Annotated in this window: 11 protein-coding genes, 3 tRNA genes and 1 pseudogene; 9 read left to right on the forward strand and 6 right to left on the reverse strand. The window is 41.2% G+C overall.

Features of this window, described 5'->3' with window-relative positions; translation table 11 throughout:
- Nucleotides 1-141 precede the first annotated feature (141 nt).
- From C9J12_RS02155 to C9J12_RS02165, 3 genes are all read left to right on the forward strand, one after another.
- Nucleotides 142-218: transfer RNA gene (locus C9J12_RS02155), tRNA-Pro, on the forward strand.
- A gap of 552 nt (nt 219-770) precedes the next feature.
- A tRNA-Pro gene (locus C9J12_RS02160) sits at nt 771-847 on the forward strand.
- A gap of 64 nt (nt 848-911) precedes the next feature.
- Nucleotides 912-988: transfer RNA gene (locus C9J12_RS02165), tRNA-Pro, on the forward strand.
- Nucleotides 989-1,074: 86 nt separating this feature from the next.
- On the opposite strand, the gene C9J12_RS02170 is transcribed toward C9J12_RS02165, so the two are convergent.
- Nucleotides 1,075-1,935 (reverse strand): TraB/GumN family protein, encoded by an 861-nt coding sequence (locus C9J12_RS02170; RefSeq protein WP_107241220.1) that lies wholly within the window; start codon nt 1,933-1,935, stop codon nt 1,075-1,077.
- A 239-nt stretch (nt 1,936-2,174) separates the two neighbouring features.
- Nucleotides 2,175-5,072, reverse strand: a complete 2,898-nt coding sequence (locus tag C9J12_RS02175; RefSeq protein WP_107241221.1) for a copper-translocating P-type ATPase — start codon at nt 5,070-5,072, stop codon at nt 2,175-2,177.
- A 229-nt stretch (nt 5,073-5,301) separates the two neighbouring features.
- Here C9J12_RS02175 and cueR point away from each other — a divergent pair, with 229 nt between their 5' ends.
- Nucleotides 5,302-5,691 carry a Cu(I)-responsive transcriptional regulator gene (gene cueR, locus C9J12_RS02180; RefSeq protein ID WP_107241222.1) on the forward strand — a complete coding sequence of 130 codons (390 nt, stop codon included), beginning with the start codon at nt 5,302-5,304 and terminating at the stop codon, nt 5,689-5,691.
- Here cueR and C9J12_RS02185 read toward each other — a convergent pair.
- A complete protein-coding gene (locus tag C9J12_RS02185) occupies nt 5,688-6,128 on the reverse strand; it encodes a hypothetical protein (RefSeq protein WP_107241223.1) in 441 nt (146 codons plus the stop codon). The genes cueR and C9J12_RS02185 overlap by 4 nt on opposite strands.
- Nucleotides 6,115-6,750: a winged helix-turn-helix domain-containing protein gene (locus tag C9J12_RS02190; protein ID WP_107241224.1), complete on the reverse strand. Its 636-nt coding sequence runs from the start codon at nt 6,748-6,750 to the stop codon at nt 6,115-6,117. Before C9J12_RS02190 ends, C9J12_RS02185 begins: the two co-directional genes overlap by 14 nt.
- A gap of 678 nt (nt 6,751-7,428) precedes the next feature.
- Here C9J12_RS02190 and C9J12_RS02195 point away from each other — a divergent pair.
- Together C9J12_RS02195 and C9J12_RS02200 are read left to right on the forward strand one after the other, a co-directional pair.
- Nucleotides 7,429-8,388 (forward strand): OmpA family protein, encoded by a 960-nt coding sequence (locus tag C9J12_RS02195; protein WP_107241225.1) that lies wholly within the window; start codon nt 7,429-7,431, stop codon nt 8,386-8,388.
- A 174-nt stretch (nt 8,389-8,562) separates the two neighbouring features.
- On the forward strand, nt 8,563-8,988 hold the full coding sequence (locus C9J12_RS02200) for an META domain-containing protein (RefSeq protein WP_227876253.1): 426 nt from the start codon (nt 8,563-8,565) through the stop codon (nt 8,986-8,988).
- A gap of 81 nt (nt 8,989-9,069) precedes the next feature.
- On the opposite strand, the gene C9J12_RS02205 is transcribed toward C9J12_RS02200, so the two are convergent.
- A complete protein-coding gene (locus C9J12_RS02205) occupies nt 9,070-9,924 on the reverse strand; it encodes a thioredoxin family protein (protein WP_107241226.1) in 855 nt (284 codons plus the stop codon).
- 715 nt (nt 9,925-10,639) lie between these two features.
- Here C9J12_RS02205 and C9J12_RS02210 point away from each other — a divergent pair.
- The 3 genes from C9J12_RS02210 to C9J12_RS02215 all read left to right on the forward strand — a co-directional run bounded on the left by C9J12_RS02210 (nt 10,640) and on the right by C9J12_RS02215 (nt 14,561).
- Nucleotides 10,640-11,467 (forward strand): SDR family oxidoreductase, encoded by an 828-nt coding sequence (locus C9J12_RS02210; protein ID WP_107241227.1) that lies wholly within the window; start codon nt 10,640-10,642, stop codon nt 11,465-11,467.
- A gap of 835 nt (nt 11,468-12,302) precedes the next feature.
- Entirely contained in the window at nt 12,303-12,449 is a 147-nt protein-coding gene (locus C9J12_RS30590; protein WP_170107510.1) for a hypothetical protein, read from the forward strand.
- A gap of 24 nt (nt 12,450-12,473) precedes the next feature.
- Nucleotides 12,474-14,561 (forward strand): hypothetical protein, encoded by a 2,088-nt coding sequence (locus tag C9J12_RS02215; RefSeq protein ID WP_107241228.1) that lies wholly within the window; start codon nt 12,474-12,476, stop codon nt 14,559-14,561.
- Nucleotides 14,562-14,787: 226 nt separating this feature from the next.
- On the opposite strand, the pseudogene C9J12_RS02220 reads toward C9J12_RS02215, so the two are convergent.
- Nucleotides 14,788-14,918 (reverse strand): annotated as a pseudogene (locus tag C9J12_RS02220) (SDR family NAD(P)-dependent oxidoreductase); the annotation flags it as partial.
- Nucleotides 14,919-14,940: the final 22 nt, after the last annotated feature.

Consider the following 14,940-nt stretch of genomic DNA (forward strand, 5'->3'; position numbering starts at 1 on the left):
AGCGCATCCTGATTTTAGGTATAGCGGACCAGAGGGTCGGGGGTAACCTTTACCTTGATTAGCCTCTTCACTGAGCAGTATTATTTCTATTGGATATAAGTCGGATAGAATGAATCTGGTAAGATTTTAAATATACAATGTCGGTGAATAGCGCAGCTTGGTAGCGCATCTGGTTTGGGACCAGAGGGTCGGGGGTTCGAATCCCTCTTCACCGACCACTATTATTTCTATTGGATGCAAGTCGGATAGAATCAATCTGGTAAGATTCAAAATATACGATGTCGGTGAATAGTAGAGCTTGGTAGCGCATCCTGATTTTAGGTATAGCGGACCAGAGGGTCGGGGGTAACCTTTACCTTGATTAGCCTCTTCACTGAGCAGTATTATTTCTATTGGATATAAGTCGGATAGAATGAATCTGGTAAGATTTAAAATATACAATGTCGGTGAATAGTAGAGCTTGGTAGCGCATCCTGATTTTAGGTATAGCGGACCAGAGGGTCGGGGGTAAACCTTTTCCTTGATTAGCCTCTTCACCGACCACTATTATTTCTATTGGATATAAGTCGGATAGAATCAATCTGGTAAGATTAAAAATATACAATGTCGGTGAATAGTAGAGCTTGGTAGCGCATCCTGATTTTAGGTATAGCGGACCAGAGGGTCGGGGGTAAACCTTAACCTTGTTTAGCCTCTTCACTGACCACTATTATTTCTATTGGATGTAAGTCGAATAGAATGAATCTGGTAAGATTTAAAATATACAATGTCGGTGAATAGCGCAGCTTGGTAGCGCATCTGGTTTGGGACCAGAGGGTCGGGGGTTCGAATCCCTCTTCACCGACCACTATTATTTCTATTGGATACAAGTCGAATAGAATCAATCTGGTAAGATTAAAAATATACAATGTCGGTGAATAGCGCAGCTTGGTAGCGCATCTGGTTTGGGACCAGAGGGTCGGGGGTTCGAATCCCTCTTCACCGACCACTTTTGAAAGCCTCGTCTTAGGACGAGGCTTTTTTCGTTTCTAGCATATGTTTTTCTCTATGCTTAGAGGTTTCATGCTCTTCAAATTAGCACTGAACCTTCTTGCTTTTTGTCAGCTGAGTAACCGTAAATCCATTCTGCTTTAATAAATTAGGCAACCCTTTATCACCAAATAAATGGAATGCGCCTACTACAATCATAAATTTACCTTGCTGGTAAGTTGAGCCATTGGTTAATTGCTCAGCCCAGTCTTCATTACGATCAAAAATAAGCACATTATCGATAGCTTCACTGTGTTGGCTTTCTTCAAATAGAGCAGTTAATTTTTGGCTGTCACCTGATTTCCAAGCATTAATCAGACATGTAAATTCGCTACTCATTTTCTCCCAGTCATCAATCGATGTTGTGAGCATTTCTTTGCCGTGATCGGGCATACTTTTTAGCATTGATAGTTGTTGTTCAACGCTTTCTAATTCAAGAATAGGCAGGTCTTCATTCATTGCTCTTCTTAGTAAAATAGTGTCAATACCTTGTTCTGCACTCAAGCCTAATTGAGTGGCAAGTGACATTTGAATACTGATCACTGTTAACCAAGGTGGATTTTTACTGAGAGATGAATAAGAAAGTTTTAAGTCACTGGCTATCGAAGAGAGCTTTTCAAGCTGTTGGTGATTAAGCATTGATGATGTTGTAGGGCCTGACATATCTAAAGGGGCCTGAGAGGGGCGTAGAATGTTGGCCTCAACAACGAGGCTATCTGCCGTTTTCCAGTGCTCTAAAAAGGCACTTGGCAGAGGGTACATATCACGAGTACCTGCATGTACAGAGCCTAAAATAATAAACTCGCGATTAGCGTCTTTTACTTGCCAAACAATAGGCTCGGCAAAAACGGATGTCGTGATAAATGGCAGCACCATAAGTACTTTTGAAAATAAAGTTTTGAACATGGTTGAACCAAAGTTGCTGCAAGAGAGTTTGTTATATCAATTATATAGATAATTTACCATTGTATGCGGGGTGGAATTGAGAGAAGGAAAACGACCGATGAGTCGGCCGTTTTGATTATCATTAAATCGCGTCATTCAATAGAGATGATTAACGGTATTATTCTGCTTTCGTCGTCGGGTATAACCAAAACCACCAGATGATAAAACCAATAGCGAACAATCCGATAAAACAGACCATGTTATTTCTCCTGCTGATTAGGTTTGAATAAACGTAAGCGGTTTGCATTGCTTACCACAGTGATAGACGATAGAGCCATGGCAGCACCAGCAATGACAGGGCTTAACAAGGTACCTGTTAATGGAAATAAAACGCCTGCTGCAATTGGAATTCCTAGTGAGTTATATATGAAAGCACCAAATAAATTTTGCTTCATATTTTTCAATGTTGCTTTTGAGAGTTGAATCGCATCAATAACACCGTGTAAAGAATGACGCATTAACGCAAATTGGGCACTTTCTATTGCAATATCACTACCGCTTCCCATTGCTATGCCGACCTCAGCCAGTGCGAGAGCTGGGGCATCGTTAATACCATCACCAACCATCGCTACTTTATGCCCTTGCTGTTGAAGTTCTGCTATTTTCGCCGCTTTACCGTCAGGTAATACGCCTGCAATGACGGTATCAATGCCTGCTTCATGGGCGATGGCATTAGCAGTAATCAGAGTGTCCCCCGTTAGCATCACCACATTAAGGTTCATTGCTTTCATACGTTTTACCGCTGAAATAGAATCTTGACGTAAGGGATCGCTCACCCCCAAAACACCTGCTAATTGGTTATCAATCGCCATGTAGATAGGGGTTGCACCTTTACTGGCAATATCATGAACATTTTCTTCAGCTGCTTGAATATCGACATGATGTTGTTGAAGCAAACGTGCATTGCCTAATAGAAGTTGGTGTTCACTTACTTTACCGATAACACCAAAACCAGGCTTGGCTTCGAATGATTGCTGTTTAAGTAGCACGAGTGCTTCAGTATTGGCTGCTGCAATAATTGCACGTGCCAAAGGATGTTCAGAGCCTTGTTCAAGGCTGGCTGCTAAATTGAGTAAGTGGTCACTTTGGACATTGTTGTAGGTATGAATATTAACGACTTGAGGTTTGCCTTCTGTCAGTGTTCCTGTTTTATCAAGCACAACGGTGTCTATATCAGCGGCAAGCTGCATCGCTTCTGCATCTCGAATCAAGATGCCATATTCTGCTGCCCGCCCCACGCCGACAGTTACCGACATAGGAGTAGCTAAACCAAGCGCACAAGGGCAAGCGATGATTAATATTGTCGTTGCTGTGATCAGCATATAGATTGACGATGGTTCTGGGCCAAAGTAGTACCATACCATCGCAGTTAGAATGGCAATAATCATGACGCTGGGCACGAAGATGGCTGAAATGGTATCTGCTAACCGTGCCAGTGCGGGTTTGCTGCTTTGGGCTTGGCGAACGAGTTGGATAATACGCGCCAACATTGTATTGCTACCAATCTGTTCTGCTTTAAAAATTAAGCTGCCATTTTGGTTCATTGTGCCAGCATGCAGTTTATCACCGACTTGTTTGTTGGCTGGAATGGGTTCACCAGTCAACATTGATTCATCAATATAGCTTTGGCCTTCTTCAACGACCCCATCAACCGGAATTTTTGACCCTGGGTGAAGGCGTATCAGCATGCCTGCTTGTACGTCGGCGAGCGGTACTTCTTGCTCGTTTCCGTTAATAATAACAATGGCTGTTTGAGGTTGTAGATCGATCAAGCGCTCTAACGCTTTTGATGTACGGCTACGGGCTTTCGCTTCAAGTGCATGCCCAACAGTAATTAGACCTAAAATCATTGCACTTGCTTCAAAGTACACATGACGAGCGGGCTCTGGGAAAATATCGGGTGCAATAACCACTAACATGGAAAATAGCCAAGCGGATCCTGTACCAAGGGCGACTAAGGTGTCCATGGTTGCACGGTGGTGCATGAATGCTTTCCAAGCATTAATATAGAAATGACGTCCAGCGGTGATTAATAAAATAAAAGTGATAATGCCTATTAGCCCCCAAGCTATTTGGCTACTAGGGGAATTAATCATCATATTCCCGCCCAATAATCCCCAGGCCATCATAGGTATACCTAAGCCGAGAGAAATAAAGGCATTACGCATATGAAGGCTATATGCTGTGTCATTTTGTTTTTGTTGGCGTGCACGGCGTGTTTGCTCATCGCCACTTAATTCAGCCCCGTAACCCGCATTAATAATGGCTGTAATAATATGTTGCTCAGAGGCTGTACCGGTAACTAATGCAGTACGTTCTGCTAAATTAATATTGGCTTGCTTGACGCCAGATACCGCTAAGATTGCTTTTTCAACGGAGGATACGCAACTTGCACATGTCATTCCTGAAAGCAGGAATTGCAACGTACTCGAAGAGGCATCTTCTTGTATCGGGGCGATATTTGGTGTGTCTTTTGTATGGCTTATTTCGATATTGTCGTGATTGACTACAGCCTCTGTACCGTCTACTTCTTTTGCCATGAATCCAAGTGATTCAATCAGAGAAATAAGCGTATCGGCTTCGGCTTGAGCCGTGATAGTTGCTTGCGTTTTACTTATAGTAAAATCGCTGATAGTGGATTTTTCTGCTAGTGCACTTTCGATTTTTTTGACGCACTTACCGCAATTTAACCCTGATAAAGCAAAATGAAAAGTGTGTTCGGTAGGCACTGAGTAACCTAACGTTTCAATCAAGGTGATTAAGTTTGTCTCTGTGATGGCCCCTGTTACTGACACTTCCGTTTTGGTAACCGAAAAATCAGTGATTTGGTCATTATCAGCCAGCGCTGCTTCTACTTTTGCCACACATTTACCACATGATAAACCCTGAAGTGGCAATACGTGCTGATAGCCCGCCTCGTAGCCCAGTGCTGTAATGGTTAACATGATAGGTGCTAGCTCAACGTTTCCTATAATGATGGCGCGTTGAGTATCTACCTCAACATGCTCGATATTCGGTAAGGTCGTTAGAGCGGTGTGGATTTTGTTCGCACAATTCATACAACGAACTTTTCCGAGAGGAAGGATAAATTCGGTCATGTTTGTCACCTTAGCTACGAGAAGCGATAAGTGGAAAAGTAAAGAATATTTTAATTTGATAGTAACAATAAACCTTCTAGTTGGTGTAAGGTCAAGCGAGTTATATAAATTAATTCGTGAAGGGGGCTAACTGGAAGATCGGATAAGAAAATACTTGTCAAAAAGGGAATCTTCACAGAATAATAGAGTCCAATAACCTTACATAAGCTGTAATGTTCAAGAGGCTGGTATGAATATTAGCAACGTCGCAACAAAAACAGGGTTAACCACCAAAACGATCCGATTCTATGAAGGGAAAGGGATTATTACGGTGCCAGAACGTAGCAGTAATGGTTACCGCCTATATGGTGAAAAGCATGTTGCAGAGTTAAATCTTATTCGTCGCTCACGTTTAGTTGGGTTTTCTTTAGAGGAGTGTGGTGAATTACTGGCATTATCGCGGGATCCAAGGCGTAAAAGTGCAGATGTAAAACTGAAAGCCCAGGAAAAGCTAATTGAAATTGATCATAAAATAGATGAATTACTGAAGATGAAAAAAACCCTGGAAACATTGACGAAACAATGCCCAGGGAATGAGGGGGCGGCATGCCCAATTATTGAGGGGTTAAGCCAAGATTAAGCGTCTTTATTTAACAAAGACAGCTTGCCCTTGTATTGAATAACCTTCATGGTATCTGATGGGGTATTGGTATAAACCGCCATATGGGCTGGAGATATTTGTTTCATGCTCATTTGATACCAAGAACGTTGATTTAATACATTGATAGCACTCATGACTTCTGGGGTCATTTTTTTAGTATGATCTTCGTGGCTGGTTACTACAATCACGGCATTATTAAAGATATTAAAATACCAACCGTTAAGTACGGTATAGCCGTTATCTTTATCTGGGTAGTCAATTAATGTGTACTGCCCAAGTTTACAGCTGCCAAACTCTTCACGATCACCAATCATGTATTTGAAACTAAAATCGCAGCCAAACCCGTTGATAATAGGAAATAGCAATAATCCTACAAAGGCAATAAACGCTATCAATATGAGTTTACTGTGCTTCATAAATGTTACCTTTAAAATCGATATAGAGAGAACGACTTGCTGTTTTTGGAAGATCTTCTAGATTGAGCAACTCAATATTTCCGCAAATTTCTTGTTCGTTAAAGCTGATGCAAGGCGGCGATTGCCAGCTACTCACCCATAACGTGACCCACGTAAATACCACCACAGCAGAAACACTAAAAGATACCGTTTGAAATAGTTGGCGTTTAGATTTGCTTATTGAATGACCATCGTTATGGCTGCTAATGCTTTTTTTCTCTGACTTTTCTGCATCCATTTCTTCATTAACCAGAGAGATTGGTTCTGGTTGTATTGTATGTTGAATAAAGGTATTTTTGGCAATCGTAAACCCCGCACCTTTAATTGTGATAATAATTTCGATCTTGGTTTTGAATGCTTTTCTTAAATTAGCAATGGCTACATTCAGTGAGTTAGGTACAACAACCTTGTTGGGCCATCCTATCTCTAGCAATTTTTCTCGTGTAATTATCTCGCCATTATTTTCAATCAAATACTGCAAAACTTTAGTTTCGCTCGCACTGAGTTTTGTCGTGCTTTCTGTGGTTCGAAAAGCACTTTTCTGAGGCTCAAAAATATCATTACCATGCTTATAGATGATCATGTGCTGTTACCTATTTATTGTATGCAACAAAACCAGAGGTTTGTCGCTTTCTTATTCTTAATGATGTTTATCAAGACGGCTAAATACACTGAGGGCAATGGTTTTTATATAACACCGTAATGAAACCATGTTCGACAAAGTGCAATATTGGGTATTCGTATGAATATACTCAATGGTATAAAAAGTCAGGCATATTGTTATTCACACATGTTTATTTTCGAAAGGGATGCTAACAAAATAAAGGATTTATGGAAGAGACGGCCATGAGCGTTAATTGGTTGAATCATTGTTTTAGCGTGTTTTTATTTTCATTTTATAGCTTTCAGAAGTGAGTGGTTTTATAAATGCACTTAACCTGAGTCTTTCTTAAGTTGCTGTTAATTATTGTTTTTTATGTTTTTATGTTTTTCTTGTGTTGGGTTTTATGTTTTTCAGAACTTGAATTGTGATCTTTATCACTCTTTGTTTTGGTTTTTTTCTGAAAATGTCATGTTTCAGAACTCGTACTGTTGATGGGAATGAATAAACCTAATTAATAATGAACAACATTTTTTATTATTTGTTCAGTAGGGAACTTAGTCGCAGTATGTATCTCGTTCCTGACATGCCCTCGGCAGTACAATAGAAAAAAATCAGTACGCATTAACGAGTGGCCAATTAGAAAATTCGGAGTTTATAATGAAATTGAAATCACTATCTTTATCAGTTCTTGCTGCACTTTCTTTAGGCGTAGCTACTCAAGCGATGGCTGACGATGCAGTTGCAAATGATGCGACTCAATCTGTAGATAAAGCTGGCTTTTGGATCGGTGCTGGTATGGGTATGGGTATCGTTGATAGCAATGACCTGTCTAACGTTGGCGGTACTGGTGAAGCATTTAGCTCTAAATTAGAAGCAGGTTACGACTTCAACAAAAATGTTGGTCTTTACACTAGCTACGATTACATGCATGACCTAGGTAATGCAGATCTACACCTTGGTACTCTTGGTGTTAAGGGTAACTACTACTTTACACAAGACTTATCTGTATTCGGTAAGTTGGGTGCAACTTACATCTTTGCTGAAGGTGAGATTGATGATAGCTTCACAGGTACTGCTGGTGTTGGTCTTGAGTACCAACTAACTAATGCTGTATCAACCAAGATTGGTTACGATTACTACCAGAATCTAGAATTGAACCAAGGTCAAGATACTGATCTACATCAGGTTTACTGGGGTATGACTTACAAGTTCGGTCAACCGGCAACACCAATGATCGTAACTCAAGACGTTGAAGTTGTTAAAGAAGTGCCTGTAGAAGTGACGACAATGACTCGTTCAAACTTCGTACTTCCTTACCAAACGGGTCAAGTTGATGTGAACGATTACGGTCGTTACAACTTGAACGAAGTTGCACAAACGCTGCAAGCGAACCCTGAACTAACAGCTGAAATTATTGGTCGTACTGATTCAACAGGTACTGCAGCAATCAACGCTAAAGTATCTGAAGCACGCGCAAACGCGGTATCTCAGTACCTAATTGACAACGGTGTTGATGCATCTCGTTTAACAGTAACATCAGTTGCTGATCAGAACCCACTTACAGACGACAACGGCAAGTCTCTAATCGAGCGCTCTGTTGAAGTTGTAATCAAGTAATTAGATGTTCAATACAGTAGCGTTAGGCGTTATTGCATTTTGACTATCTTGATTTCAGGTAACAATTGCGAATGCCGGTTTTACCGGCATTTTTTTATTCAAATTTTAATCACCTTAAATAATTGTGGGTATCCGTTACTTAAGGTGATTAGTATCTCGGAAAGTTACAATTACATGATGAAAAAAAATAAATTTTGCATTTTAGCCATGCTCGCTTTGCCTTTAACGGGGTGCTTTTCAAATCAACACTTATTAAGTGAATCTGATCAATATGTGGGTGAGTGGGTTCTTGAGGGTGGGATTAGTATTCCAGGTATTACTAAGCGCCAACCGGGTATGATCATTGAAGAGGATCTAGGCGTAGCAGGTTTTACTGGCTGTAACTTATTTAAAGGGAAAGTGAATCTAGATGATAGTGCAGTGAATTTCACACTACCTATTATGACGCATAAAATGTGCCTGCCTGAAATCGTTGAGCAAGAGCAAAATATTATGAATGTTTTACGTCATGCAACCAATATTGAAGTAGTGAATGAGACGTTAGTCGTGGATTCTGGTGATCGTTTTTTAATATTTGAAAAAGCCAATAAACATATTTAATTGATTGGTACAGATTTAAAATTAAAAAGGGCAGAGTAATGATGATTACTCTGCCCTTTTTTATATGTCGAAAATCTTTATTTAGTATAAAAGGGAGTATAGCTTGCGGCGATATTGACCTGCAATTGGATTACCTTGGCCTAATGCGGTAAGAATATCCATCATCGTTTTCTTCGCGCTACCATCTGCAAAGTTTAAGTCTTTCTGTAAAATCGTAATCAATAATTCTAATGCTTCTTCTGTACGATTTACTTGGTTGTACTGAATAGCCAGATCGAAAGAGATGGCTGAATCTGTTGGGGTCGCGGCAAGTTTCTCTTCTAATGAACGGATCTCTGGTGAATCGCTTGCTTGCTTGTGTAATTCAAGTTTCGCCATTAAGCCTTTGTATTTTGCATCTTGATCTTGCATTAGAACGGTTGCTAGTAACGTTTCAGCTTCATCAAATTGAGCGGTTTCCACTAAACATTCGGCGATGGCAAGAGTGATAATGCCTGCTTGGGGAAATGCAGTCGCGAGTTGGCGAAGTACAGGCAGGGCTTGAGCATATTCTTTATTATCGACTAGCGTTAACGCTGCCTTTAACTGTAATTCTTCTTGGCTTGGTAAGTGTTTATTTAACATTTCACGCAAGCTAGCTTCTGTTTGAGGACCAGAACTGCCATCAGCGGGTTGACCATTTTTAAACAATGCAACAGTGGGTAGACCTTGAACGCCAAACTGCGAGGCAACCATTTGTTGGGTTTCACAGTTAAGCGTTGCAAGAACAAGTTGCCCTTGATATTCACGAGTAATTTTCTCAAGTATTGCATTTACTTCAAGGGTCTCAGGCATTGATGGTGCCCAAAAGCTGATTGCAACAGGTGTTTGCATTGATTGCTCAATCACTTGTTGAAGATTCTGTTCTGTCAGTTCAATCGCTAATTGTTCGTACATGCTACTCATCCGTAAATGTTTAAATTTAAATTTGCCTAAATACCTTGCCAGAGTTAGCGCAAAAATGTGGGGCATTTAATTAAATAATATGGGGATTAATACATGTTTATCAAGAAAGAGAAGGGGGAATGTGAAGTAAAGACGAAAAAAAGGAGAGTCATCCTCTCCTTTTTAGCCTTGAAATGTTAACAGTAAAGCGAGTGTCACACAGACACAAAGCATATTTATTTGGCGTAATGTCATACCACACCCTCAGTGTTTTTAGTTATAAGTCGTAGGGAGGTGCCGAGAAATCAGATACAGGAGGTTTCTCTTCAATCTACGTAATTAAGATAACCTGAATGTGTGACAGTAATATTACGTTATTGTTTTTTTTGTCATTACTAACGCGATAATCGTGCTTAATGCTTATTTATGATGTTTACAATGCAAGGATTGAACTTTTATTACACAGATAAAGGTGTAATTTTAAGTGGAAATAGCAGTGATCACGAATAATTCAAGGCGCAGTGTATCGGTGTAGCCTTCTAGATCGAACGAAATTACAATGTTGATGCTTGTGGTCGTACTGTTCGTAAACTAAAAACCTCATGTTATGATGCTCGATCAAAAGGACTGATTGTTCAATACTTATTCACTAATAAAAGGCTGGCTATTTGCAGTTTAAGGTTGGCATAAAGGCAGTCTCAGTGAATGCAGTGGGAAGATAGAAAATATGAAAACGTCGATATTAATTACCGGGTGTAGCAGTGGTATTGGTCGTTACTGTGCAGAGCAACTACACGAAGCTGGCTATCAGGTTATTGCTAGCTGCCGAAAGCCCGAAGATGTGGCAGTGCTCAAAGCACAGGGGGTTTCCTGTGTTCAGCTTGATGTAACGGACTCAGCATCTATTCACTCTGCACTAAAAGAAACATTGCAGCTAACGGGCGGTAAGTTAGATGTGTTATTCAATAATGCTGGGTACGGTCAGGGCGGAGCAATCGAAGACCTACCGACAGAGGCGCTTCGAGCACAGTTTGAAACGAACTTCTTTGGCTTACATGACCTGACTAGGGCTGTGATTCCAGTTATGTTGAAGCAAGGGCATGGGAAAATAGTTCAAAATAGTTCTGTGTTGGGGCTGGTCGCAATGAAGTATCGCGGAGCATACTCGGCAACAAAATTCGCTTTAGAGGGCTATTCAGATACTCTTCGCTTGGAATTGATGGATACAAACATCTCTGTCAGTTTAATCGAGCCTGGGCCAATTGTGAGCAAGTTCAGAGAGAACTCTTTACGTGCAGTTAAAAGTGCAATAGATATAGATGGCTCCCGGCATAAAAATAATTATCAGAAAACGTTAGCAAGGCTGGGAAGTCAGGAGTCTTCAACCCCTTTTACACTTGGTCCGGAAGCGGTATTGAATCAGTTACAGAGAATCTTAGATAGCGTCAGCCCTAAGCCGCGTTACTATGTGACAAAATCAACCTATATATTTGGGTACCTTCGTCGCTTTTTATCATCAAGAATGCTTGATCGTATTTTAGTTAAAGGTAATTAATAGAGAGTCGTGTGTTAGTCCTACAGAATCGAGCATAGTCATGACTGTAGACAAATACAGGATTCATACCGCCTTTACCTATGAAATAAGGGCGCTCAAAAACATCCATCGAGTGAGTCGATATTAGAGGGAGCAAGAAAATCAGTATTGTTTAATAAGCCCATCATTTTCATAAACAAACATTAATGTAAAATATAAATGAGCATAGTGTTCAATAACATGATTGAGGTATTTAGATAATACAAATTCGTTTATTTTATTTAGAGCCATAACTCGACGAATCTTTAACCATCGCAATATAAAGATAGATCGTTAACTTTATTGTAAATTACGTAATCTCCCCCCCAGCAGGTAGACATGCCTAAGAATAAAACACATTGAATATAAGCGCATGATATAAAAGTAATTATTATTGGTAAAAATAATGCCACTGTTAAATCAATGACTTAAGAGCCTTGCTTTTATTGCGTATTACTTTTATCGAATTGAATCTTCCATTTATTTAGAGTTAAAAATCTATTTTACCAGTATTGATGACTATATCTTTACGTCAATTTAATGACATGCTTGGTTATTGTTTTGACGTTTAACTTAAAAGATATTTATATTTCATTGTTTGTGATTAAGCTTTAAAAATCCACTTAAAAATACCAAGATTTTATTTTATTGGCTGTCTATAATGCCGATAAGTTTTTTATGTTGTTCAAGGTTAATTTTATATGTATGCATATGAAGTTAATTGCCATCTAAAAACTCATAATTACTAATTAAGAAATATTGCGCTTAGTTATATACAACCAAGCGAACGTTTGACGTATTTTACAGAGGAAGTGTCATGAGATTAATAAAGCGCCTGTTATGTTTAGTCACTATTAGTTTTGTATTAACTGCCTGTAATAGTGGGGGAAGTTCGAATGCAGTTGAAGCATCGCAAGATGTGAGTGGAATTAGCACGCCTTCAACGGTTAGCGTCGTTAACTAAAACTAAATATAAAAAGGATTTGATATGAACAAGTTATCTTTATCGGCTGCAATTGCCAGTGCACTATTTTCTTTACCAAGTGCGGCAAATTTTAGCGATTCAGGCACTGATTACTCGAATACGATCACCGACAGTTATGTCGGTGAACAGGCAGCTGAGCCGCTGAATATGGCTAACATGCTGTTGTGTATTATGAAGGCGACCGGGGCTGAAAATTTTGCTAATTCTGATTACCGGGCATTGGTAGATTCAGCCCAATGCGAAGGTCGACAAGATAGTGACAGTTCGCAGGCCGCGGCAAATAAAATCTCATATTCTGAGGTGGTGGTTAGCTCGTCCCGCGCTAACAGTCAAAGCTCGCAAGACGTTACCGTCTGGTTCCAGGAAGCTGAAGAGCAGGATGGCCAGTATATTATTAACACCAGCGTATCTGCAGCCCCAAGCCCGACCAGTCCTTTCGGCGAACTGCAGTTTACTTTTAAACATGCCAGTGGCGGCGACAAGGGTGACCTGAATATATCCGTTCAGAATGGCCAGAATGTGATCAGCCTGATCAATACTTTCGAAGAGGGTGGAAACACTATAGAACAGGCTGCGATTGTGCAGATTGACGATGCTCAGGGCAACAGCGGCCGCGGTAAAACAAAAGGCCTAGACTGGAGCCAAAATCCTCCTGTGCCTATTGAGTACAAACTGGCCTACAATGAAGATTACTATTTCAAGCAAGTCGGCAGTGATCCGGAAGTTTGCTTAAGCCGCAATAACCCGCGCGAGAATGTCCACCGTTATTCTTTATTTAATGCCACGACTGGCGCTTTGCTGGACATTAAGGCTGGCTTTAACTTCGAATACATTTCATCGCTTAACGGCCAACCTCAATACGGATTTATCGGTGAGTGGGGTCTGTGGACAGAAGAGCAACAGCAACCAGATTATGTGCCCCCAACAACAATTACCGATGATGATGGTGTGAGCTACACTGTCATGACTGCACCAGGTAAGTTGGTACGCCAGACAAAAGGGCTGCGTCCCTTGCAAGATGGTGAATCTTTCGAATACTGGAACGGCAGCAGTTCAACGACGGTTTACTGGGTTGAAAGTGCAGGCCAGTTCCAGGCCGATAATGGCTCTGGTAACCCAGATGGTGTTGATACAGGCATAACACAAAATACTTACTTCTGGTCACCTTTGCTGCGTCAGAATGTCAATTACTTGGGCAATGGTAGCGGAGTTCATAAGGTGGCTTACACGACCAGCGAAACCGTCCGTGCCAATGATGCCATTTTCAACAGCGGGGCGATCGGCCTGACCTGTTACGGCGACTGCCCGCAAAGCAACATCAGCCTTAACGATGCGGTTAACTGGACCTTCACTCAGTCTTACGAAGATCCGTCTAGTACAGGTATCGCGTATAGCCTGGATCCGGCAGATATGACCCTGAAACTGTCAGGTCAGCCGGTTACACTTAACTTTACCCGTGATGATCTAAGTAATGGGCAGGAGTTTTGGGGAGCATCGAGCGGTGAATTTGTCCTGAGTTCTGATGCAGGCTCTGTCACTAGCTGGGATGATCTTAATGGTCAAAGCCTGGTCACCTATCGCTGGGAAATGGGGGTCGATATCTGGAGCCAGCTGACTATGCTGAAAAATCAGGCAGATCAGAGCTTCTATGAGTTCGACAAACCCGTCAACTTCATTTACACCCACCAGACAGCAAATGATAGAAACGGTGAATCCAACAGCGATGGTAAGCAGGTAATGCTGGAGTACCACGGACCGGGTAACATGCATGGTATCCCATGGGAACAGGCCGACGGCCAGTGGAATGCTCAGTTCAGCATTACAGACGGTACCGAAGTGCATACCGACAGTAACGGCAACCGTTATGTTGTGAAAGCCACCGGTATTGACAAACGCTTTGTACCTGCGGCTGGCGGCGCAAGTGATTGTACTAACTCAGGGTTGGATCTGAACGGCGCGGCTCTGCTGACATTACCAACAGCGGCGAATATTCCGACCATTAGCACAACCTGGGCAGACAAAGAGAGCTTAACTGTTGCTGATGAGCCTTGGGTTATTCATGGTGAAGTACAAGCTGCAGCCAACGAATAATTACGGTTTACCCTTAATATTTATGCCATAAACTAAACTACTTCAAGGTGCAAAATTCTCGCTGAAACGAGCATCTTGAGGTAACTTGATGTCTAGGAAATTGTTCACGTAACGCATGCGTGGGCAAATCTTCTAATGTCCCTCCGGTAATGTCTTACGTTTCTTTTAATCCCTGTTGAATTGGCTCGCGAGAGGTGAGATCAAGCTGTACACAATGTAGCCCTTACGCTTGTAAGGCGGCAGCATTTTTTGGGGGGCGACAGCTGGCAATAACTTGATAACCCGCTTGATGAAGTGCATTGCACAGTGGTAGCCAATGCCAGTGCTACAGCCTGTAATTAAAATGGCAGTGCTCATTGTTATCTATCTTAAAGATTTG

Origin of the sequence: Photobacterium frigidiphilum, assembly GCF_003025615.1 — a bacterium.
Classification (GTDB): domain Bacteria; phylum Pseudomonadota; class Gammaproteobacteria; order Enterobacterales; family Vibrionaceae; genus Photobacterium; species Photobacterium frigidiphilum.

What these genes read in the sequence shown, in the direction of transcription:
- C9J12_RS02170 (WP_107241220.1), bottom strand. Translation starts at nt 1,935, where the DNA reads ATGTTCAAAACTTTATTTTCAAAAGTACTTATGGTGCTGCCATTTATC.
- C9J12_RS02175 (WP_107241221.1), bottom strand. Translation starts at nt 5,072, where the DNA reads ATGACCGAATTTATCCTTCCTCTCGGAAAAGTTCGTTGTATGAATTGT.
- cueR (WP_107241222.1), top strand. Translation starts at nt 5,302, where the DNA reads ATGAATATTAGCAACGTCGCAACAAAAACAGGGTTAACCACCAAAACG.
- C9J12_RS02185 (WP_107241223.1), bottom strand. Translation starts at nt 6,128, where the DNA reads ATGAAGCACAGTAAACTCATATTGATAGCGTTTATTGCCTTTGTAGGA.
- C9J12_RS02190 (WP_107241224.1), bottom strand. Translation starts at nt 6,750, where the DNA reads ATGATCATCTATAAGCATGGTAATGATATTTTTGAGCCTCAGAAAAGT.
- C9J12_RS02195 (WP_107241225.1), top strand. Translation starts at nt 7,429, where the DNA reads ATGAAATTGAAATCACTATCTTTATCAGTTCTTGCTGCACTTTCTTTA.
- C9J12_RS02200 (WP_227876253.1), top strand. Translation starts at nt 8,563, where the DNA reads ATGATGAAAAAAAATAAATTTTGCATTTTAGCCATGCTCGCTTTGCCT.
- C9J12_RS02205 (WP_107241226.1), bottom strand. Translation starts at nt 9,924, where the DNA reads ATGTACGAACAATTAGCGATTGAACTGACAGAACAGAATCTTCAACAA.
- C9J12_RS02210 (WP_107241227.1), top strand. Translation starts at nt 10,640, where the DNA reads ATGAAAACGTCGATATTAATTACCGGGTGTAGCAGTGGTATTGGTCGT.
- C9J12_RS30590 (WP_170107510.1), top strand. Translation starts at nt 12,303, where the DNA reads ATGAGATTAATAAAGCGCCTGTTATGTTTAGTCACTATTAGTTTTGTA.
- C9J12_RS02215 (WP_107241228.1), top strand. Translation starts at nt 12,474, where the DNA reads ATGAACAAGTTATCTTTATCGGCTGCAATTGCCAGTGCACTATTTTCT.